The sequence below is a fragment of the Prevotella sp. P5-92 genome, from assembly GCF_002251245.1.
Lineage (GTDB): Bacteria > Bacteroidota > Bacteroidia > Bacteroidales > Bacteroidaceae > Prevotella.
The window spans coordinates 26053-49679 of the sequence record NZ_NPJG01000082.1 but is presented as its reverse complement, the minus strand read 5'-3'; the positions used below and the strand labels follow the sequence as shown (position 1 = coordinate 49679).

17 protein-coding genes and 2 tRNA genes are annotated in these 23627 nt (G+C 46.4%); 10 read left to right on the top strand and 9 right to left on the bottom strand.

Annotated elements, in window-relative coordinates; genetic code table 11:
* The first annotated feature begins 2 nt into the window (after positions 1–2).
* From CIK99_RS08600 to CIK99_RS08565, 8 genes are all read left to right on the top strand, one after another.
* Positions 3–659, top strand: a complete 657-nt coding sequence (locus tag CIK99_RS08600) for an HAD family phosphatase (protein ID WP_094381118.1) — start codon at positions 3–5, stop codon at positions 657–659.
* A gap of 6 nt (positions 660–665) precedes the next feature.
* Entirely contained in the window at positions 666–1487 is an 822-nt protein-coding gene (gene panB, locus CIK99_RS08595; protein ID WP_094381117.1) for a 3-methyl-2-oxobutanoate hydroxymethyltransferase, read from the top strand.
* A 27-nt stretch (positions 1488–1514) separates the two neighbouring features.
* Complete coding sequence (locus CIK99_RS08590) at positions 1515–2693, top strand: MFS transporter (RefSeq protein ID WP_094381116.1); 1179 nt, start codon at positions 1515–1517, stop codon at positions 2691–2693.
* A 1-nt stretch (position 2694) separates the two neighbouring features.
* Positions 2695–3477 (top strand): TIGR02757 family protein, encoded by a 783-nt coding sequence (locus CIK99_RS08585; RefSeq protein ID WP_094381115.1) that lies wholly within the window; start codon positions 2695–2697, stop codon positions 3475–3477.
* 17 nt (positions 3478–3494) lie between these two features.
* Positions 3495–4082, top strand: coding sequence for a manganese efflux pump MntP family protein (locus CIK99_RS08580; RefSeq protein WP_094381114.1), 588 nt, complete (start codon positions 3495–3497; stop codon positions 4080–4082).
* A 17-nt stretch (positions 4083–4099) separates the two neighbouring features.
* Positions 4100–4474, top strand: a complete 375-nt coding sequence (locus CIK99_RS08575) for a RidA family protein (protein WP_094381113.1) — start codon at positions 4100–4102, stop codon at positions 4472–4474.
* Between the two features lie 3 nt (positions 4475–4477).
* The gene (gene queC, locus CIK99_RS08570; RefSeq protein WP_094381112.1) at positions 4478–5119 is read left to right on the top strand and encodes a 7-cyano-7-deazaguanine synthase QueC; all 642 of its coding nucleotides are present in this window, start codon (positions 4478–4480) and stop codon (positions 5117–5119) included.
* 83 nt (positions 5120–5202) lie between these two features.
* On the top strand, positions 5203–7131 hold the full coding sequence (locus CIK99_RS08565) for a sugar phosphate nucleotidyltransferase (RefSeq protein ID WP_094381111.1): 1929 nt from the start codon (positions 5203–5205) through the stop codon (positions 7129–7131).
* Between the two features lie 88 nt (positions 7132–7219).
* On the opposite strand, the gene CIK99_RS08560 is transcribed toward CIK99_RS08565, so the two are convergent.
* Positions 7220–9595, bottom strand: a complete 2376-nt coding sequence (locus tag CIK99_RS08560) for a TonB-dependent receptor (RefSeq protein WP_094381110.1) — start codon at positions 9593–9595, stop codon at positions 7220–7222.
* Positions 9596–9775: 180 nt separating this feature from the next.
* On the opposite strand from CIK99_RS08560, the gene CIK99_RS08555 reads away from it, so the two are divergent.
* Together CIK99_RS08555 and CIK99_RS08550 are read left to right on the top strand one after the other, a co-directional pair.
* Positions 9776–10366, top strand: coding sequence for a DapH/DapD/GlmU-related protein (locus CIK99_RS08555; RefSeq protein WP_094381109.1), 591 nt, complete (start codon positions 9776–9778; stop codon positions 10364–10366).
* A gap of 10 nt (positions 10367–10376) precedes the next feature.
* Positions 10377–11489, top strand: a complete 1113-nt coding sequence (locus CIK99_RS08550) for a glycosyltransferase family 1 protein (RefSeq protein WP_094381108.1) — start codon at positions 10377–10379, stop codon at positions 11487–11489.
* Positions 11490–11538: 49 nt separating this feature from the next.
* Here the strand turns inward: CIK99_RS08550 and CIK99_RS08545 are convergent, their stop codons facing one another.
* The 8 genes from CIK99_RS08545 to CIK99_RS08510 all read right to left on the bottom strand — a co-directional run bounded on the left by CIK99_RS08545 (position 11539) and on the right by CIK99_RS08510 (position 23622).
* A complete protein-coding gene (locus CIK99_RS08545) occupies positions 11539–14445 on the bottom strand; it encodes a PD-(D/E)XK nuclease family protein (protein ID WP_094381107.1) in 2907 nt (968 codons plus the stop codon).
* Positions 14442–17651, bottom strand: coding sequence for a UvrD-helicase domain-containing protein (locus CIK99_RS08540; RefSeq protein WP_254047762.1), 3210 nt, complete (start codon positions 17649–17651; stop codon positions 14442–14444). Before CIK99_RS08540 ends, CIK99_RS08545 begins: the two co-directional genes overlap by 4 nt.
* Before the next feature lie 25 nt (positions 17652–17676).
* Positions 17677–19530, bottom strand: coding sequence for a DUF5686 family protein (locus CIK99_RS08535; protein ID WP_094381105.1), 1854 nt, complete (start codon positions 19528–19530; stop codon positions 17677–17679).
* 217 nt (positions 19531–19747) lie between these two features.
* Positions 19748–20620 (bottom strand): RNA polymerase sigma factor RpoD/SigA, encoded by an 873-nt coding sequence (locus tag CIK99_RS08530; protein WP_094381104.1) that lies wholly within the window; start codon positions 20618–20620, stop codon positions 19748–19750.
* Between the two features lie 215 nt (positions 20621–20835).
* Positions 20836–20918, bottom strand: a tRNA-Tyr gene (locus CIK99_RS08525).
* A gap of 17 nt (positions 20919–20935) precedes the next feature.
* Positions 20936–21010: transfer RNA gene (locus tag CIK99_RS08520), tRNA-Val, on the bottom strand.
* A 114-nt stretch (positions 21011–21124) separates the two neighbouring features.
* Entirely contained in the window at positions 21125–21895 is a 771-nt protein-coding gene (nudC, locus tag CIK99_RS08515) for an NAD(+) diphosphatase (protein ID WP_094381194.1), read from the bottom strand.
* Positions 21895–23622, bottom strand: a complete 1728-nt coding sequence (locus CIK99_RS08510; RefSeq protein WP_094381103.1) for a bifunctional UDP-sugar hydrolase/5'-nucleotidase — start codon at positions 23620–23622, stop codon at positions 21895–21897. Before CIK99_RS08510 ends, nudC begins: the two co-directional genes overlap by 1 nt.
* Positions 23623–23627 lie beyond the last annotated feature (5 nt).

The window sequence follows — 23627 nt, the reverse complement described above, 5'->3', positions numbered from 1 at the left end:
CAATGGAAAAAAGAACATTCAAGGCCGCATTGTTCGACCTCGACGGGGTGGTGTTTGACACTGAACCGCAATACACCATATTTTGGGGAAGTCAATGCCAGGAGTTCCATCCCGAACACCCTGGACTCGAGCACGAGATAAAGGGCCAGACTCTCGTACAGATTTTCGACCGCCACTTCGACGGAGAACTGGAAAAAATGCAGCCATTAATAGTGGAACGTCTCAATGAGTTTGAGAAAAACATGAACTTCGAGTTCATCAGAGGATTTGAAACGTTTATTAGGCAACTTCGCGACAAAGGGGTGAAGACCGCCGTTGTCACCAGTTCGAATATCGACAAGATGAACGCCGTATATAGTAAAGTCAAAGGCTTCAAGGACCTCTTCGACGCCATATTGACATCGGAGGATTTTGAGCGTAGCAAGCCCGACCCCGACTGTTATCAGAAAGCAGCACAACGCTTTGATGCAAAGGCTGATGAGTGTATTGTCTTTGAGGATAGCTTCAATGGTTTGAAGTCTGGTTGCGCGGCAAAGATGAAGGTTGTAGGACTCTCCACCACCAACAGCGCTGAGTCTATCAGCGAGTATGCCGACAAGGTGATAGCCGACTACAGCACATTTGACTATAATAATTGTATTGAAATAATAAATTCATAAGAAATTATGGCAGGATATTTAGCAAGCGACATGCGCAAAGTGACAACGCACCGCTTTATTGAAATGAAACAAAAAGGAGAGAAGATCTCCATGCTCACCTCCTACGACTATACCACAGCACAGATCGTGGATGGCTCAGGCATCGACGGCATCCTCGTAGGCGACTCCGCCTCAAACGTGATGGCAGGAAACACCACCACACTACCCATGACCGTTGACCAGATGATTTACCACGCACGCTCGGTGATGCGCGGAGTGAAACGTGCCCTCGTGGTGTGCGACATGCCTTTTGGCAGCTATCAGGTTGACGTGGTCGATGGCGTGAAAAATGCCGTACGCATAATGAAAGAAAGCGGATGTGACGCCTTGAAGTTGGAGGGTGGGGTTGAGATACTTGACACCATACGCCGCATTCTCGATGCCGGCATCCCAGTGATGGGGCATCTCGGACTTACTCCTCAGAGTATCAACAAGTTCGGCACCTATTCAGTGAGAGCAAAAGACGAGGTAGAGGCAGCTAAGCTCATGTCAGATGCCAAGGCCCTTGCAGATGCTGGTTGTTTCGCCGTGGTGCTTGAAAAGGTACCGGCAAAACTTGCTGCTGAAGTGTCTGAAGCCATCGACGTGCCCACCATAGGCATAGGAGCCGGCAACGGCACCGACGGACAGATACTCGTCATCGACGACATGTTAGGAAAGACACAAGGTTTCAGTCCACGCTTCCTACGAAGATATGCAGACCTCAACAACATCATGACTTCTGCTATCGGCAGATACGTGGAAGACGTAAAAAACTGCGACTTCCCCAACGAAAAAGAGTCATATTGACATTAATGCTAACAAAAAGCTGATCTGATGAACACACAGAATACACCCGTACATATAACTCTGTGGCACAAGGGATTCTGGCTACTGTTGTTAGCCAATCTCTTTCTCACCATGAGCATATATGCCTTGGTGCCAGTGTTACCTATATGGCTGATGACGTATGAACACTTCTCGCCTTTATACACTGGTATGTCGATGGGGGCATTCGCCTTTGGTATGTTCGGCTTCGGCTTTTTCTGCTCTTATCTCGTACAACGATTCAGGCGCAACGTAGTGTGTATCTATTCCATACTGCTCATGGCGTTGCTCATCACAGCGATATACTACATCGACGACCATCACATCACGATGATCGATGTGTGGATAATCATCTCACAACGATTCCTGCTCGGTGCCTCTTTTGGGCTTGCTCAAATGATATTGTCAAGCACGTTGATCGTTGACACCAGCGAGTCGTTCCAGCGTACAGAGGCCAACCACAGTACCTCATGGTTTGCGAGATTTGCCATATCACTCGGTCCATTGGCTGCCATAGTCATGAACCACCATTTTGGAGTGAGCGCAGTACTTATCATGTCGGCAGCCTTCTGCCTCATCTCAGTCATGCTCATAAGAATGGTTGACTTCCCCTTCCGTGCGCCAGACGAGCACCAGACAGTGTTCAGCCTCGACAGGTTTTTCCTGCCTCACGGTTTCACACTGTTTATCAACCTGCTGCTCATAACCATAGCCGTCGGACTGATACTGTCGATAGAATTGTCGTTCACCTTCTACGGAATGTTGATGGTGGGTTTTGTATTCTCGCTACTTGCACAGCGTTTTGTATTTGTCAATGCCGAACTGAAGAGCGAGGTGGTGACAGGACAGATATTACTAATAGGAGCATTGTTGCTGCTCATCACAAGGCATGCCGTAGTGGTAAACTACGCAGCACCAACGATGATAGGCACTGCCATGGGCATCATAGGCGCACGCTTCCTTCTGTTTTTCATAAAACTAAGCCGCCACTGCCAACGCGGCACGTCGCAGAGCACCTACATACTGTCGTGGGAGTCAGGCTTAGCCCTCGGCATAGGCATAGGATACGCCTTCTTTTACGGCAATCCACACATGACGCTGATGACATCCCTGACCCTTACGGTCATCTCTATGGCAATGTATATCCTATTCACCCACAACTGGTTTATAAGAAACAAAAACAGATAACATGAGCAGCACCATCACCCCATATTTAGCCGACACACTACGTCGCCTTGCCGACCAGTATGAAAAACCTGACTTCATCGTGGGCGACCCAAGCTGGTTTATGCACCAGGTGAGAGGCAGGGAAAACCAGGAGGTGACGGCATTCATCGCCCAAGCGGTGAGCTACGGAAGCAGAAAGCAGTTCATGCCCAAGATACAGCGACTGCTCGATGCCTCAGACGGCAACATGGCATCTTGGGTGGCTGAGGGGGCATTTATTGACATGATCCCACGCGACGACGGGTGTTTCTACCGACTATACAACAACCGTATGTTCAACTCCTTCCTCACAGCTCTACAGTCTATGTTGCGCAGCCATGGCTCCATAGGTGACTTTATACACAAGACGTCGCACGACGCTCTTTCAGCATGCGAGAGTCTGACGGGATATTTCCTCAACGAAGGCTCGGAAGGCATCATACCACGCAACACCAAGTCGTCGTGCAAACGACTGTGTATGTTTCTCAGATGGATGTCGCGCACAGAGTCTCCAGTAGATCTCGGGCTATGGAAGGACTTCATAGACCGACGCACTCTGATAATGCCAATGGACGTACATGTGATGCGACAGTCAAACGCGTTAGGATTGCTCAAGGCAGCCTCAGCAAGCATGACGACTGCAAGAAGACTCACCGACGCCATGTTAGAGGTGTTTCCCGACGACCCGCTGAAAGGCGACTTCGCCCTTTTTGGCCTTGGAATAGACGAGGCCAGTAGAGCAACAAAAGAATATATGTCCAATTAATACAACAGAAAAGCGAAATGTCAGCAATAGATATAATATTCCTCTCGGCTGCGTTAGCAATGGACTGTTTTGCAGTGTCGATAGTGAGCGGAGTGAGCTGCGGGAAATGGATGACGGGACTGATGATACGCATGGCTATCCTCTTCGGCGTCTTCCAGGCAGCCATGCCTCTCGCTGGTTGGCTCGGCATAAGCTTCTTTGCCAGTTATCTCGAAGCCGTTGACCACTGGATAGCCTTTGGCCTACTGGCATATCTCGGCGGAAGGATGATACGTGAGGCTGTGCTGAATCACAACAAAGACGACGACCATCACGCCATACCATCAGCACTCACCACACAGCTAATACTGGCCGTAGCCACAAGCATTGACGCACTTGCCGTAGGCATATCATTAGGCTGTATAGGCTATATACACCTCTCGCAACTCACCATTCCCCTTATGGCTATAGGTGCAGGCTCGTTCTTATTCAGCATCGCGGGCAATATGCTCGGAATACGTTTCGGTGCACCCATACGCCGCCGTATCAACCCAGAACTACTTGGTGGAATAATACTCGTATTCATCGGAATAAAGGTTCTCTTATCGCATCTAATCATCAACTAATTTAAATAATCGTAAAAATGAAAGCTATCAGTACAAACAATGCGCCTGCAGCTATAGGACCATACAGCCAGGCCATCGAAGCAAACGGATTTATCTATTGTTCAGGCCAGCTGCCTATCGACCCAGCTACGGGAGCATTCCCTGAGGGTGGAATAAAAGAGCAGACACGCCAGTCAATACTCAACGCACAGGCTATCCTCAAAGAGGCTGGAGCCGACCTCTGTAACGTGGTGAAAACAACTGTATTACTCGCCGACATAGCCGACTTTGCGGCAATGAACGAGGTATATGCCAGCTTCTTCAACGCACCTTATCCCGGCCGCTCGGCATTTGCCGTTCGCGACCTTCCAAAGGGAGCTCTCGTGGAAATAGAAATGATCGCAGCAAAATAAGCAATGACAAAAGACAGTGTTATTGTCGTCAGTGGGGGGATGGACAGCATCACCCTGCTGTACGACCGCAAAGACTATATAGCCCTCGCTGTAACGTTCGACTACGGCAGCAACCACAATGCACGCGAAATACCATTCGCCCGTCTTCACTGCGAGCGTCTCGGCATCCCGCATATCGTCATCCCTCTAGATTTCATGCATAACTATTTCAAAAGTTCGCTACTGGAAGGAGCCGATGCCATACCTGACGGACACTATGCCGAAGAAAACATGAAATCGACCGTAGTGCCATTCCGAAATGGTATCATGCTGTCGATAGCCGTGGGATTGGCTGAAAGTAAGGGACTGAAACGGGTCCTCATTGCCAACCATGGAGGCGACCACACCATTTATCCTGATTGCCGACCAGAGTTTATAGACGCCATGGACAAAGCCGCCAAGGCAGGTACATATATCGACGTCGCCATAGACGCACCATACACCAACATCACCAAGGCAGACATTGCCCGACGCGGCAAAGCCTTAGGCATAAACTACGACGAGACATGGTCGTGCTATAAGGGCGGAGAAACGCCCTGCGGCACCTGCGGCACCTGCGTTGAACGCAAAGAGGCACTTAGAGAAGCTGGAATAATAACAAAATAGAAGAAAATATAAGAATTTGTTTGGTATTTTTATAGAAAAGCATTATCTTTGCAGCAAACTTAACAAAAACTGAAATTTTTTCTATGAAACAACTCTTCGTACCTGGCCGTTTGTGTCTTTTCGGCGAACATTCGGATTGGGCAGGACATTACCGAACGATGAATGCCGATATCGTGGCTGGAGCCGCCATTGTGACAGGCATCGAACAAGGCATATATGCAGAGATAGAGAAATCGCCGGTCTTCAAACTGACAAGCGACGCTCCTGAGATGGAAGGGCTGTGGCACGACTTCTCCTGCCGGATGCAAGAGCAAGACCTAAAGCATGTGGCACGATCGGGATCCTTCTTCTGTTATTGTGCTGGAGTGGCTTCATATATGCTTGAATGGTACAACGTCGGAGGCGTACATATCCATATCAAGAAGATGACGCTACCTATAAAAAGTGGTCTGTCAAGCTCAGCTGCCATCTGCGTACTCGTGGCACGCGCGTTCAACATCCTGTATAAACTCAACCTTAACACTCTCGGCGAAATGAACATCGCCTACCTGGGCGAACTGCGGACACAGTCCCGTTGCGGACGTCTCGACCAGGCTTGCGCCTTCGGCGTAAAACCAAGTCTCATGACTTTCGACGGCGACGAGATAGACGTGAAGGCACTCAACATAAAGAAACATCTCTACTGGGTGTTTGCCGACCTCTGTGCCGACAAAAACACCATACAGATTCTAAGCGACCTGAACAGGGCATATCCCTTCGCATCAAACGATAAGGAAAAACGCGAGCAAGCCGCCTTGGGCGAGAAAAACAGAGAAATCGTTGACAGGGCTGTGAGATATATGGCCGACGGCAATGTAGAAGCTCTTGGAAAGTTAATGACCGAGGCCGAACGGCTGTTCAACGAAGAGATTGCACCAATGTCGAAAGCGCTGACAGCGCCGAAACTAAGATATGTCCTTACAGACCCGAATATCCAACATCTCATATATGGCGGAAAAGGTGTCGGCTCTCATGGCGACGGCTCGGTGCAATTCCTGGCACGCGATGAAGCATCACAACAGGAGCTGGTTGACTACCTTAACAGCAACGGCATGATGGCATACAAGCTCACCATCTGTCCCGTTCATACCGTACACAAGGCGATAGTGCCAGTGGCAGGCTTCGGCACAAGGCTCTATCCAGCCACACGTTGTATGAAAAAGGATTTCTTCCCCATACCTTGCAAGGACGGAATGATAAAGCCCGTGATACTCGTCATCCTTGAAGAACTGGTAGAAAGCGGTATCGACGAGATATGCCTCGTGCTCGGTTCGGAGGAAGAACGCGAGATGTATCGCGCATATTTCGAGACACCTCTGCCCGCTGACCATCAGTCGAAACTTAGCCAGCATAACCTTGAATACGAAAACACGATACTTAATATCGGCAAACGCCTGAGATATGTGATACAGAACGAGAAACGGGGTTTCGGACATGCTGTTTATCAGACACGCGACTTTGCTGGTAACGAACCCGTACTGCTCATGCTTGGCGACACCATTTACCGCAGCGATACAAGCAAGACGTGCGCACTTCAACTGATTGAGAATTACGAACGTCACAACAAACTGACACTTGCCATTCATTCAATACCCCTGGCAGAGGTGAGCCGTTACGGCATGCTTTGCGGCGTATGGGAAGACAAAAGCCGCACGATAATGAACGTGTCGGAAATGGCTGAGAAACCTACCGTAGGATATGCTGAGGAATTTCTTGGAGTGGAAAACGAGAGTGGCGAGAAAGAATACTATTCCGTATTCGGACAATACATCCTGACGCCAGAGGTCTATGAACAGCTTGCAGCCGACATCCTTGAGGCTTATGAAAACAAAGATGACGGACGAGAGATTGAACTTACCACGGCACTGGAAACCGTGAGGAAAAACTATGGCATGGTTGGAGTGAAGATTGACGGACAGATGTTTGACATGGGCAACCCTGAAGCACTGAAAAACGTCTATAGAAATTTCTAAAATTGAAAGAATAGAATTTTGAAATATTGGAAAATAGAAAGATAAAAAGGAGTTAAGCTGTAAGTGGCTTAACTCCTTTTCTGTATTGTTAGAACTTCACCTTAATATCCATACCAGCCTGTACGGGCAATCCTCGCTGTGCAAACGAGCGGCGTACGCCATCCACGGCACTGTTTACAAGGAACGTGTTATATCCCGTGTCTGTGAGGTTGCGTCCCCAGAGGTCCACTCCGAGAGCACCAAAATCGAAGGTGAGGTGAGCACCTGCCACGGCATAGAAGTCCTGACGATAGTCGTTAGCCACATCCCAATACGTAGGACCATTGCCCACTACATTCGCTCCAACGACAATATTCTTGAGAATAGTCCGCTGCGAGATAGGGAAACGGTAGTCTGCCGATACGCTCATGGTATGTGCAGGCACGAAAGGCACCTTCTTTCCACGATAATCTACATCTACGGTTTGTGACTTGCCGTCAGCACCTACGATGGTGGTCTGGTCTGAATAGTTGCGGAACGAGGAGTTGGTATATCCATAGATGGCGTTCCACGACAGACGGTCGTCAAAGGCGCTACCCCTTAATGTCACGTCAACACCGCAACTTGCGCTGCGTCCGGCATTGACCATCATCCGTCCATAGCCATAGTTACCCGCCATCACCGAGAGCTGCTGGTTTTGTATCCTCATATAGAATACCGACACATCGGCATGCACACGCTTGCCAAAAAGATTAAGATGGGTTCCAGCCTCGTAGCTCCAGCTCTCCTCTGGCTTATATGATATGGTGTTGTTGATATTCTCATAGTCTTTCTCATCGTGAGTCACATTGAGGTCTCCCTGCATGAGCGCAGCCATGCCCTTTGCCATATTGCGCTGTTCGGTCTGGAAGATGTCGGAAAACATCTGCAGGTTATATCCACCGGCACGGAATCCCTTGCTGACGACAGCATACACGTTGTCAGCCTCATTAAACTTCCATGTCAGGGCAAATTTTGGCAACAGCTGCTGGTAACCTTCATCTGCAGAACCGACGAGAGCCGAGACATATCGGCTGTCGAACTTCATGGGGCGACCCATCATCTGAGCATCGCAAGCAAGACGGAACTGCGCACGAGTGTCGTAGTCAATCTTCACGTGCTGGTAGTCGTAGCGCAAGCCAAGAGTGAGACGAAGGTGTCTTGTGATGTCTATGTTCGACTCATGGAAGACTCCGATATTCTGCGACGGAGTGTGGAACAGGCCTGGAACGCTATTCTCGTTGAGGGTCATCAGCGAAGCCACACTCTGAGGCATACCGAGATAAGAGAGTATGGACTTGTTCATGTCGTCGCCAAAGAATACCGGACCATCGGTGCGCAGCCATTTCTGACTGAAGAAAACACCCGTAGCATGCCGCCATGAGCTATTGTCAGCAGAACGGAGTGCAAACTCCTGCGTCAGTGAGTTCATCTTCTGCTTCTGCATCAGACGCATATAGTCTGCCGGGAGGTAGTCCTGGTCCATATTCATCTCATCGTCAACAAACTGATGACTGGTGACCGAACTGAGCATCAGTCGAGGCATGCGGTAAGTGATATTTAGACCAGTGGTTACCATATTCCTGCGATATGAGTTTAGGATGGTCGTAGCTGGATCGCCAATTACATTTGCCTCGCCATCGTATTCAGCATATGGGAAACCGTCTTGGTTCACATACTGGTAATCAGTAGTGAGATCAAGGGTAAGACTGTCTGATGGAAGCCAGACGAGTCTTATCTTTCCACCTGCCTCATTGCTTACATCGGCACGGCTATCCAAATTGGAATTATGGAAGAAGCCGTTCTGGCCATTATAGAACACGGCTGTAGAGAATGCGAAACGCTCGGATGGACGATGGTAATGCGCAACCTCAATATTACGCGTCAGACCCGTGCCTACACCCAAACGTAAGTCTGTGCCTTGGTAATTTAGCGGATTCTTAGAATACATGCGGATAATACCTCCTTCGGCATTAAGGCCATAAAGCGAACCCTGAGGTCCACGCAACACGCCGATGCGGTCGGTCTGATAAAAATATCGGTTGAACGAACTCTTGTCAACCAATGGGATATTGTCATAATAAAGACCAATGGCTGAAGCTCCCGTGCGCGACCCTATACCCCTTATATATATAGAAGAGGTGAGGCGCGAACCATACTTCGGAATCACAAGGGTAGGGACGTACGACGTGAGCTGACTCATCTCTCGTATGTTAAACCGCGACAGTTCACAGTCAGAGAAGACAGTACTGCTCAACGGCTGCTGCCTGAGAAGAGCCGACTCCTTTGGTTGGGAAACGACGACGAGTTCATCGAGATCGACCACACGCGAGGTGTCTATACGTGCCTCTGCCAAACTGGTATAGTCAACTTTACAGTTTGCGCCGGCAGCGACGGGCAGGGCAACGAGAGCCGCCAGCAAAATGATATGTCTTTTTGTTTTCATTATGAGTGTTTTGTAATTCGAGTGCAAAGGTATTGCTATTTTCTGTTCCTCACAATCCCTATTTATATGGATTTTTTGGTAAATATTCAGACAAAACATAAAAAAAAGGACAAAACTCTTGTTTATAACAATAAATAATGGTATTTTTGCAGAAGATAGCACCAATATAACCCAAATATTATGGACAAGGAACTGGCAAGACAACGCATTGGACGATACCGTGGACTAAAAAGAATGCTCGACAGGGTGATAATGAACCAGCTGTTGACGCGTCCACGATGGTATATCAGACTCTTAATGCCTCTTTACCAAAAACGAGCATGGTCGGCAAAAATTTACCGAAGTGTGCGTATGGACACTCCACCTTACCGGCGTTTCGTCATCGGGAAGAAGAGTGTCGTCGAGTCGTATGCCTGCATAAACAATGCTGTAGGCGACGTTGTCATTGGCGACCATTCACGTATTGGTCTGCATTGTACTGTGATAGGTCCTGTACGCATTGGCTCGCATGTAAACCTGGCACAAGGCATCACCGTGAGTGCCCTAAACCACAACTTCAACGACACAGATAAAACTATTGACAGCCAAGGAGTAAGTACCAATGAAGTAGTTATAGAAGATGACGTATGGATTGGTGCAAACGCTGTCATACTGCCAGGCGTCACCATAGGCAATCACTCGGTGATTGCGGCGGGAGCTGTAGTCACAAAAAGTATTCCGCCTCACTCCCTTGCAGCAGGAGTGCCGGCTATTGTAAAACGAACGATATGACATTAATGACATGAAAATAGGTATAGAAGCACAACGCATCTTCCGTCGCAACAAACATGGCATGGACTATGTAGTGTTGGAAGAGATAAAGCAACTCCAGAAAATAGATTCCCGCAACGAGTATTTCGTCTTTGTCAAACCCGGCCCCGACCATTGTCTGCAAAGCACCTTCAACTGCCATATCATCACATTGAAGTGCCCCAGCTATCCTTTATGGGAACAGTATGCCCTTCCAAAAGCGGCACGTGAATGTGGTGTGGAGCTACTGCATTGCACCAGCAATACTGCCCCTATATGGTGCAATATCCCGTTAATTCTCACCCTGCACGACATCATCTTCCTTGAGCCACGCGACAAGAGAAATAATTCTCTATATCAGAACCTCGGATGGTTATACCGCCGTCTTGTAGTGCCGAGGATAATAAGCAAGTGCAAGACCATCATCACCGTGTCAGCATTCGAAAAAGACAACATACAAAAGAAGCTCAACCTCCCCGACCAACAAGTGACAATGATATACAACGGCTACAACGAATGGTTCAGGAAGGTAGAAGACCACGATTACGTGGTATCAAAATATATCGACTATCCTGACTACTTCTTCTTCCTCGGCAATACCGACCCGAAGAAAAACTCTGAACGTACCATAAAGGCATATGCACGGTATCTTGAACAGAGCCAGGTGAAACGACCGTTGCTGGTGGCCGACCTGAAAAGAGACGAGATAGACGATATCCTCGAGCGAAATGGCATGGCAGGTATCCGCGATAAGATTGTCATCTCGGGATATATCAGAAACCAAGACCTGCCATTTATATACAGCAAAGCTTTCGCTTTCCTCTACACTTCGCTGCGCGAGAGTTTCGGCATACCACTGCTCGAAGGTATGGCATCAGGCACCGCTGTCATCACGAGCAACACATCGTCGATGCCAGAGATTGCAGGTGCCGATGCTGCACTTGTCAATCCAGAGGACATCGACGACATGGCCAGCATGATGCTAAAGATGGAACGCGAACCGCAGTTCCGTGCCGACATCATCGAAAAAGGACTGAAGAGAGTGAAGATGTTCTCTTGGAGAAAAACAGCTGAACAGCTCCTCGACGTGTACAACTCACTATAAAAGATTTGCCACAGACGTTACGTTTTGGCAATATCTGTGGCAAACCCATTCATTTTCCGCACATCTTCTTATACGGACAATTCTCACAACGTTTCGGGTCTTCTGTAGGCTTAAACGTCAGAGTGGGGTCGAACATCTCTGCAAGAAGATTCGAAAGTCCTTTCCGGAAATCTACCTCAATATCTTTCACGTCAGCAATAGGCTTCTTATCAAGCAAGAGTATCGGATTGGTGTTGGCGTGTTGGATGAACAATAATGCCGGCGAAACGGGGAGGTCTTTGTCGTTCAACTGCCTCGAATGACGCACAATATTTGAATAGATGATGGTCTGCATATAGTAGTCGCTGTGGGACGATATCTTCATCGGTTCGAAGATTTCCCCAACGTCTTTCAGACTGGCATTCATCTTTGAACTGCCTGTCTTGTAATCCACCACTCGTATCCGTCGATAACCATTCTTATCTGTCAACTCATCAAGACGGTCAATATCACCACCTATGGTGGATTGGAATTTCTGCCCTGTATCACCCATCCTCACTTCTATAGATTCTTTCACAGTCATCTCCAGAGACTTTATCTTTATAGGGGCCATATCCCTATCGATCCTCAGCAGTTGTTCTATATAACTCACTATAACGCGGATATTGATGAGTTCAAGACCATTGTATTCGGGACGATACTGATGGTTTTTCACATTATATACCACTTCGTCAAACATCTTCTGTACAATGCCGAGAATATAGTTCTTAGACTTCAGCACTTCATCGAACGCCTGCTGACTCAGAACATTTCCATTATTTAACATTCGTTTGTATATCTCCTCAGCCGAGTGGTGGAAGACATTTCCAAATGCTACATTGTCTATCGTCTCTTCTTCTTTGTCCTTTATGTCGCGCAATCCTAGGACGTATGTATAGTAGTACCTAAGCTGGCAACGACAGTAGGTGGCTATCGATGTCGGGGTCAACAACGGACGTTTTGATTTCGGGTTATAATGAATGTCAAACCTTTTGCGAAGAATATCCATCACCTTAGCATTCTTCTCTATTTCGGCAGGTTTTCTCTTCATGCTCACAGTTCCTGATACAATTGTCTTACGACAGATGCAGTGATTGCTCTCGATGAGCATCTGTAGCATGAAACGGCTCATCTCTCCCGTAGAGGTAAGGTCAGCCGTAGAGTTATAAACGATGGTTATATCCTCTGCACGTTGCATCAATCGATAGAAATAATAGGCATAAATAGCCACCTTGTTGTCTATAGTGGTGAGTCCGTTTGCCTTGCGTATGCTATAAGGTATAAAAGATGTGTCGTTGACACCCTTGGGCATATTACCTTCGTTGCATGACAGCAACAAGAGATGCTTAAAGTCAAGGTTACGTGTCTCTAACACACCCATATACTGTATGCCTTCTGCCGGCTCTCCATGAAATGGTATGCTGGACGTCTGAATAATCTGAGAAAGAAGACGCTGCATGGTTTTCACATCGACAGTAAGGTCGCCTGAATTGACAAGGCCAAGGAGACGATTGACAATGGTAAACACACGGAAAAGAGACTCATGGAAAAAGCTGTCGTCTGTCTCTTTGGCATTGGAAGCCACTATACACAAAATGTCTGAAAGCCAGCGTAGCAGCGATGCTGAGGAGGGTAGGGTGTTATCTGCTGGGATGGTGAAGAGCGTGCGTGTCCCCTCGTCTCTTGAAAGCACATCAGGCCTAACGAAGTATTGTCTATTCTCTCCGTTTATCTCTTCAAGCAATTCTTTTGAATTTGCAGTTATATAGCTGATATACGGATGTTTAAGCAGTCTATTAACATAACGCAGTTTGAAACTGGCATTCGACTTCCTAAGGCCTTCGTTACGCAGTGATATGATCATGGTGAGTAGCGAACAAAAAGGCGACTGAGCCAAGGGATATCCTGTGGTGATATTCACTTTCTCCGCCTTGTCCGGTATGTTATGCACTATAGCCTGTAGCAGTTGTTCGTTGCATAGTACAATAGCTGTTTCACGTCCTCCGTCGAGCCTATTGTCTTGTTCCAACCACTGTCGGGAATATGAAGCCTGAACATTTTCTGTAGGTGCTGAGATATAGGTAATTTTCTTTGGCTTATTAAAGTTACCATAGATATAGTCATTGTCAGAATCGAGAGCATTAGGATATTCACTGAGATACTTTGATATGTAATGTCCGGCTTCGTTCTGGATGCCATTGATAGACATATAGTATTTATCGAAATCCCAATAGAACACGGCTCGGCCTTCCTTTTTCAGACGTGAGAACACACGTTGCTCCACTGTCTGCAACAAGTTGAATCCCACGAAGATATATCGCTCATATCCAAAGTCTATATCATCATTGGATGCCACCTCACGGTATAAAGCACCTTCATATGCCTCATTATTGTCTGCTAACCTTTGGTTGAAACGGAGGTAAATGTCATGAAAATGCTGCCATAATGACAGGAAGCGCTTCTTCAGCTCACTCTGCTTGTCGTCTGAAAAATTGGTAAAGAAATGTTTCAGCATCTCCTTCTGTTCGGTTGTAAGATACGTAATATCGTCCAGTTCGTGAATATCTCTCACGTTTTTGAACACAAGCGATGCGTCAGCCATATTCTTGTCAATATCGTCGAAGTCGGCCAGCATAATCTGTCCCCAGGAGTAGAAATGGTCGAGCGACTCTGTCATGCCTGTCACCTCCACAAATGTCTTATGAAGATCGCAAACAAGTTTTATTGGGTCTGCAACTACCTTATCAGAATGTTTGCGAAACAGTTCACTGATAGTAAGATAAGCCGGGCTCCACATCGGTCCGTTGACAGCCTTCGCAAGATATTCGTTAAAGAACAGGCGTGCCCGCTTGTTGGGGAAGATGACGGCTGTGTGCGCCAGATTGCTGCCATACTTCCTAATGATATCTTCTGCTACATATTCCAAAAATGTCTTCATGCCTTTACTTCTACAATATTGTTCATAAATACATACCATACATATCCCTTCACGTCGTAATGTCCCATCTCCTTCATGGTTTTCATATAGCCTTGAACCTGGTTGACATGTTCGTCATGAGGATTGCCAAACTTAAAGTCGATAACGGTCATTGTCTTTCCGTCATTCACCACACGGTCAGGACGACACTCGACGACCTTCTTTTCGTCTTTGTCATATTGTAATATTGTACATTCATTATAGAGCGTGAGTCCTGGTGCAAACCATTGACTTACCACTGGGTGGTTCAGTCGCTTGTGGAGCATATTCCTTACCGACTTTTTTGTCATCGTGACATTGTCGAAGATTCCCTCGTTATCAAGAGTGTTAAGGACATGGTCAATGTCGTCTTTTGTCTTTATCTTCGAGAAGACATAGTGCAACACATTGCCAGACTTGATATAGCCCGCCTGTTCGCTCTCTCCCTCGATAAACTCACGGCTTTTATTGCTCTGTTTGAATACAACATTACTATCATGACAATCAAAAGTTACCCTTACTGGTGATGACTTTGCAAGCATCACGTTCTTAGATTCTGCCTTTTCCTTATTGCAAATATCGAGTTGTCCGTATTTAAAAATGAGCTTCGCTTCCTTATCATCCACACCTTCTATATTAGAACCTGAGAGTTTTTGTAATACTATTGGAAGACACTCCTCCAACAAGTACGAACGTCTTGACTTTGAAGCTCTTGTGCCTATGACAAAGAGGCTGCGTCCAGCACGTGTGAAAGCCACATACAGAAGGTTGAGATTATCCACGGTGTTCTGTAAGTTTTCCTTGTGGTAATCGGTTTCATATCTGGTACCTCCAAGAGCCTTACTGCTATAGTCGATTGGTACGATAGGAAGGGAATAATCCTGAATAGGCTCAGGCTTACACCATATCATGCTGCCTGCTTTAGGCTCCAAATCCCAGTCGCAGAAGGGTATAATGACATGTTCATACTCCAGTCCCTTGCTCTTGTGTATCGAGAGTATTCTCACTCCATTTGCCTCGTCGCTACGTATGTTCTTCTTTGCTACCGACTCGTACCAATGATTTACAAAGGCATCGATGTCGCTGGTGGTATCGGTAGAGAACTTGGTGAGTTGGTCGAAGAATGCGCATATATACGCCGTCTGTCCCTCAATATCATTCACCTTGAAGATGTTGCAAAGTCTCTGAGCCAGGTCGAACAATGGCATGAGCAACAAGTCCTGACGATGTTCGGTAAACTCAGACGGCAACCAATCTTCCTCTGCTGTGTTGAGAAATATGTCGTTCATGTCGGCATCTTTCTTCATGACCATCGTCTGATACATCATCACCAACGAGTAACGTGTGAGGATATCGTCGGGATGTGTCAGCAAGTGGAGTGCATCGACGATGATACACACCGCCGTTGACGACTGCAGTCTGAACGCCTCATCAGAAACCACTTGTATGTCGGGACACTCCTGTGCAAGATAGTCAGCAATGAGCGGTATCGACGCATTGGTTCGCACGAGGATGGCTATATCGCTCTGTTTGGCGCCAGCCTCAATGAGTGTCTTGAGTGTGTCGCTTACCATCTTCAGTGTCTCTTGCTGACTGTCTTCTTTTGGCAACAAGGTTATCTCAACCAGTCCTTTCTTGTCTATGCCTCTACGACGTCGCTGCACCACATCAGAATAGCCACGTCTGAGTTGATCGGCATCATCAGGCAGAATCAATTTGTGATTATCATATTCAATGGTCTTTGCCTCCTTGAAAAACACATTATTGAAGTTGATGATCACTGCCTGTGAACGGTAGTTGGTCTTCAGTGGCATCACTTCCACCATCTTCGAGGCATTTCGGAAATTTCCCTCAATATCGTTCAGCAAGCGCCAGTCGCCTGAACGCCAACGATAGATGCTCTGCTTGACATCACCCACGATGAGGTTATGACTGCCCTTATGGCTCATACATTCTTTAAGCAGCACGTTGAAGTTATTCCACTGCACCACGCTGGTGTCCTGAAACTCGTCTATCATGATGTGTTCAAGTCTAGAGCCAATCTTCTCGAAGATGAATGGCGAGTCGCTGTTGTCGATGAGTGAGCGTAGCAGATGTTGTGTGTCTGACAGCAGGAATTGCCCTGCTTCCTCATTCATAGTCCTTACTGTTTTTTCAATAGCATCGAGGAGGCGGAGCTGGTAGAGATGTCGTAACGTGAGCTGTGCAGTCTGATATGTTTTCCATTCATTCGCCATATTGTTTACGACTTGTTCAAGCAGAGGGTTGAGATCGCTGCTTACAAGTGCTTTAATCTCATCGGCTCTTTTATGTTTATTCGTAACCCAATTGTCAGGATTACCCACGGCACTTATCTGTCGGCCTTTGATTTCTGAGGGTGGGATAGGGCCGTTTTTTATTTTCTCGAACAATCCTACCACTCCAGATTTTTTATATAAGAAATCATCGACAGTCAGATTTGCGTCACCAATGGTCTTATAGAAAGACGCTGATATTTTTTTCACCCTGTTTACGGCTTCGTCACGTTCTTTTTTCAAGTGCCGTATGTAGGCTTTATATGCGTCAATATCGCCTATGGCATCCGACAGTTCCTTATGGTTATCCTTATAGAAGTCCTTGAAGATGGTGAGTCCAAACTTTTTTATCTGACCTATCACGTTCCAACTCTTGTCGTCTTGCATCGCATCACGTATATATGCCATGATCCAATCCATGATGTCTTTGTTTGGCGTCAGTTCTTCTATCATCTTGTCAACGGCACGTTCTTCCACCTCGTCGTCGTTGAGTTCTATCCTTAGGTTTGGCGTGAGATCGAGTTCATGTGCAAGATTACGCAACACACTCTGGAAGAAGCTGTCGATGGTCTCTATACGGAAGAAACTGTAGTTATGAATCAATAGTTTCAGGGCTGTGTTAACTCTTCCTCTGAGGAACTCCACACTACAATTGAGTTCAGCGCAGATCTTTTTTGTGTATTGATCCGAATCAGGATACTGATTCCAGATGCCGTAGAGTTGGCTGAGTATTCTCATCTTCATCTCTTCCGTAGCCTTGTTGGTGAAGGTCACTGCGAGAATATTGCGGTACTGCTGCGGATTCTCCACGAGCAGTTTTATATATTCCACGGCAAGGGTAAAGGTCTTTCCGCTTCCTGCACTTGCCTTATAGACTGTCAATGGTTTTGTCATATATGTCAGTTTAATTATTTGTTTGTTACCACTTTCTAAATAATTCGAAGGTAAACTTCGTTCCAAACCTCTCAAACGAGTTTCCAAGGAAACTGGAGAAGAATGCCAAGGATACAAAGCGGGTGGAGAACCCATATCCAAATTCAAAATATGGACGTGTCTTCTCCAGCTGCACAAAGCTGAAATAGAGGCGTTCAGATTCGATGATGCGTCCAGCGATAGGCAGACATGTCATCATCAACAAGGGAGAGTCATACGACAGGTTTGTACGCAGATAATAGTTAGATGCGTTATACCACTGGCTGTTGAGCAATTGGAATTCGCCTGTCCACTCGTCGTCCCATCCGCCTGGCAGGTAGTCTTCATGGAAATTGAGGTAATCGACGAAATATGTTGTTGACTTGTTGGTATAGAATCCTGCTCCCACTCGTGCATTGAAGCGTTTCAGCGAGCTATAGCGGCGTCGGTATGAGCAGTCAATCTCCCATCGTTCATATTCCATGTTCGACTCTATCACATTGTCGATACATCTCTCATAGTTTACCGACATCACTGGCCATGATGGGGAAGGCTGGTATTTCAATGTCAACGACGGGGCAAAGCCTTTATATGCCGTAGGTTGCCCTGTGAGTATCATGGCTTCTTTGTTTACGGCAGTTCGGTTGTGATATGTTAATGCGGGCATCACTTCAAATTGGTCTGTGACCGCTATATTGCATCTCAATTCATATCGGTTGTCGTTGAAATAGTGTAGTCCGAGTTGAGAGAAGTCCAGAGTGTCGCGGTGTTCCTCTTTCAGTACATCAAGTACCGACGAGTTTGTAATCCTATTGCCGTTTCCCACCTGTAATTCCAACCATCCGTTGCGTTTGGGATTAAAGTCGAAGTGGAGGCAGTTGTCGAAATAGAATTGTTTAATCTTGAAATTATAACCTATACGTGCGTCGAAAGAGAGCTTTCGTTTTTCGTTAAACTTGTATTGAGCCCATAGTTTCATCTTGTAGGCTAATCCACGGCTGTTGCTGTAGCTGAGATACTGAGGATTGATGATGGGCGAGAGTTTAAAATACCCGTTTTCGTTTTCTCCACGTATGCTACTCAGCATATTGTCTTCAAGCAGGTCCCACGCTATCTTTCCAAAGTTGTTTTTCTTCTTTTCAGCCACCGTTAGTGTATCTTTTGCCTCTTCTTCCTTAATGGTAATGTCCTCGGTGATTACCTTTCCGAAGAAATCCTTATATACCTCAATCTCGGCAGAATCGAGTGGCACGGGACGCACCATATTGAGCATTCGCATGTCGGCACTCGACTCGATGGAGTCGGGCAGTGCCACATCACAACCGTAGATTGTCGTAAATGAGGATTGAATATCATTTCCAAGAAACTTGAACCGTGTATTGATGACACATTCCTTTGGTACCGACGAACGTTTCTTCGCTTCTTCTTGGCTGAAGTGTGTCTCGATATCAAAATGCAACATGTCGAACTCTCCTTGAAGCCTGGCAAAAGAGACACGTCCAGTGGCTGTTTCCACCATAGCGAACCCTTTCACGAGTTGTGTATTGTTGCTTCGCGGCTTAAATGTGACAAGATGGCATTCCTCGCTCACCTCGCTTATGGTATATCTGTAGTATATAGTGTTGTTCCGGTTGAAAGGCGAGAGTACGTGTCCGTCAAATATCGCCACTCCATATATGTTTGGCACTGTGTATGATCTGAGCACAGTGAGGATCGACGAGCGATGTGGCACCGTACTTACATAGATCTGTTTCTTGTCTGTAAAGTGTGTGAGACTGTCGAACCTTATCTTTCCATAAGATTCCAAGATGTATTGTCTGTCGCCATAAGCTATATGGAACAACGATGGCACGCACATCATCGTAAAGTTTCGTCTTCGAGTATCAATATAAAGTTTCTTATATACGTTTGTGGTTGAGTCTATGATGCCACAACCAGAAATACGCTGGAAAGAAAACAAACGTTCGAGTATTAGGGAGTCAGTCACCTGCCGCCCTTTAACAATATTGGGCATGCCAAAGAGCATGCCCAATATTACCGTTGTTCTTATGATAGTTTTGTATATCAAGCAACTCCTGTTAGCCAAGATATTTCATAAGGATCTTGGCATTGCCGCTGTCGCGCAACTTCGCGATGCTCTTTTCGCGAATCTGACGCACACGCTCTCGGGTAAGTCCAAGACGATCGCCAATCTCCTCAAGTCCCTTTTCTGGACCTCCGATGCCGAAGCACTCGCGGATAATGGTTATCTCACGGTCTTTAAGCACTTTATTAAGTACATTCTCAAGCTCAAGAGCCATCGACTCATGATCAACATGTCGGTCTGTACGGCTGTCATCACCACTTGCCATCACGTCGAGCATACAGTTGTCCTCACCATCCTGGAATGGCGCATCAATAGAGACGTGATGACCATCGGCCATAAGGCTCTGTCCGATCTTTTCCTCATCGAGATTAGTTGCTTCGCTGAGCTCTGATACTGACGGATGACGCTGGTTCTCCTGTTCAAACTTATTAATCTCGTGGTTGATCTTGCTGAGCGAACCCACCTGGTTCAGTGGCAGACGTACTATACGGCTCTGTTCCGCAATAGCCTGGAGTATGCTCTGTCTGATCCACCATACAGCATATGAGATGAATTTAAATCCTCTTGTTTCGTCAAATTTCTGTGCAGCCTTAATAAGGCCAATGTTACCCTCATCAATCAAGTCAGTAAGAGTAAGTCCCTGATGCTGATACTGCTTCGCTACGGATACAACGAAACGCAAGTTGGCTGTAACAAGCTTATCCTTGGCGCGCTCGCCCTCTGGACCACCTTTCCTTATCTTCTGAGCCAGTTCAATCTCCTCATCAATGGAAATCAATGGTGCGCGACCTATTTCGACAAGATACTTGTCCAAAGCCTCACTTGAACGATTCGTAATACTCTTCTGAATTTTTAATTGTCTCATGCTTAATTTCCTCTATTATATTCTAAGTATCTGATATTCAAACAACTATGCGCATTTTGCATAAATCGCTTGCAAAGTTACAAAAAATACGGCAAACTTCATTGTTTTTTTCAATTTTTATTCTTAAAAAATCATAAATGAATTATTGTCGTATATATGAAAATACCACTAAAAACAGAGAGACATGCAAGTAAAAACACTTGCATGTCTCTTTGTGGGTGCTGATGGATTCGAACCACCGAAGTCGAAAGACAGCAGATTTACAGTCTGCCCCATTTGGCCACTCTGGAAAACACCCGTTTCCGTTTATCTTAGTGGGCGCTGAGGGATTCGAACCCCCGACCCTCTGCTTGTAAGGCAGATGCTCTAAACCAGCTGAGCTAAGCGCCCTCCTCTCATTTGCGGGTGCAAAGGTACGGACTTTTTTTCATTCCACCAAATATTTGAGCGTTTATTTTCATTATTTATCAAAAAAAACGCCTTTTTATATTATATAATGTGTAATTATTGTTTCTCAAGCCAATAATCAATCAGTTTTCGTGCTATTGAGAGCTTCTCAGGTATGGTGGGAAGATTGTCTTTTGTAAACCAAGCTCCCGCTGCCAATTCTTCTTGCTGCAGTTTGATCTCGCCACTAACATAGTCTGCTTCAAAACCCACCATGAGCCCACAAGGGTACGGCCATGGTTGACTACCGAAATAACGGATATTGTCTATCGTCAGTCCAGTTTCTTCCATTACCTCTCGATGCACAGCCTCTTCGAGTGTCTCTCCAGTCTCCACGAATCCTGCAACGAGTCCGAAGAAATTGCTTCGGAAGTTCTTTGCATGTACGAGAAGTACCTCATCGCCTCGGTGCACAAGTACGATAATGGCTGTAGCAAGTTGAGGCCATACCTCCTTGCCACATTCTGTACAACGCTTGCTGATGTCGGTATGCATCTTCATCGGTGCACCACAGACGCCACAATATCGAGTGTTTTGGTCCCAATAGAGTATCTCCTGGCATTTACCCGCCTTGAGATATAGTTCAAAAGGGAGTTTATAGTAGCTGGGGCGCAAGCCACACATCTCATAGCGCGAGTCGTTGGTCACTGGGTTGTCTATACGGTATGTCCTCACATCCCTGTCGCCGAGTGGCGATATGTTCATCACATTAGTCCAAGGCTTTATCTCCGTTGGTGCTTGTTCAAGATATGGAATGGTGTATGTGCCATCCTCAAGGCGCTCAAGCATGATGTCACCTTTACAGAAAACGAAATAATACTTCTTCATCATTCATTAAACAATAATTTGCGATCGCGCTCAAGGGCTGGACGAGTCCACTCTTCTGGTACGAACTTCCAGTTGTTGAATGCCTTAGGCGTCACAATTTTCCTACGTTGAATTTCCTTCAAGATATAATATCGTTGGTCGTGTTCGCTCTTCCAAATAATACGGCTCTCGAGTTCTTCAGCTGGTATGCCCGCTCCTTTGGTAAGCAGTTCTCCTCCGCCATTTCCCCTATAGCTGTTCATTGCCACCCTATACCACTTGCTTTCAACAAATGGTTCGCCATTCGACATACGTCGTATGCTCACCTTCTGTCCGTCAGGTTTTGTCACATCCACCTCATAGTCTATACCTGCGGCTGAATCAAAGTTGAACGTTAAGTTTTTGAATCCGGGTCGTGTACTCGTATTATCGTCACTAAGCAGCATGATATGATCGGCGGGAGAGGTCATGGTATTCACCCATTGGTCGTAACTCATCTCAAGATGCTTTCGTATCTCATGGCCACGCAGTTTCATCACATATAGGTCATTTTCATACTTATAAAGTTTGAACATGTCGGCTATCGTTACGTCGCCTGCCTCAATGGTAGAGTTGAATGTCAATGGAGCGTTGATAGATATGTCTGCACCTGTGACGGTGAGTTGAATGTCATGGATAAGGTCGTTAAGATCTGAACTACCGAAGAAACAGTCACGCGTACGAATGGCTCTTGTCAGTCGGCCAAGTTTGATGCTGACGAATCGTGTCACATCGTTAACGACATCTTCCATACACTCCATAAAGCCCTCATCAATATCCATATCCCTGACATCTATAAGGCTGCTCTCAATGTTTTTCGAAACCACCTTTCCGTCTTCAAGCGTCAGCGTCAATGTGGCGTCTGCAACTGACGTAGCATTGCATCCTGGATCGATACACACCACCTTATTTCCGTTATGGTTCACCACGTTCTGTATGGCTCTCTTATGGTCATGACCATAGAAGATGACGTCGAAGCCGTCAACTTGTTGGGCAACAGCCATTGAGGCATCTTCTGAATATTTATCTGTGGTGATTCCTCCATCCCATCCACTATGGAAAAGACCCACTACGACATCGGCTTTTTCAACGTCTTTTACGTGTCTCACCCATTTTCTCGATGCACTCACCATATCCTCAAAGCGTAGTCCTTGCCACAACTTCTCATGTAGCCAATAGGGAATGGCTGGGGTTATCATACCAATGACGGCTATCCTCACCCCCTCACGTTCAAAGACTGCATACGGTTTGAGATATGTGTCGCCTGTAGCGGTATCAACAACGTTTGCCCCAAGCATTGGACAGTTCACTTCGCTTATCCACTTGTCATACACGTCATGGCCCGTCTCCACGTCATGATTACCTATTGTCTGTGCATCATACTGCATGTAATTGACTGCCAGGGCAGCTGCGTTGATACTGTCCTTACGTACAAAGTTACTGTAATAGCAAGTGGGTTGGCCTTGGAGGATGTCACCATTGTCAAAGAGAAGCATGTTTTTCCCATACTCCTTTCTCACGTCCTTCACGTATCGGCTCACGCGTGCCAACGAGCCTCTTATGGGCTTGTGTTCAATGAAGTCGTACGGGAAGAAATATCCGTGGACATCGCTGGTTGCCAGCATCTTTATTGTGACATTCTTTTTTTCTGCCATAACATGTGTAGTGAGGCACAGCATAGCCATTGTTAGGAAAGCTTTGAGTCTCATTATTG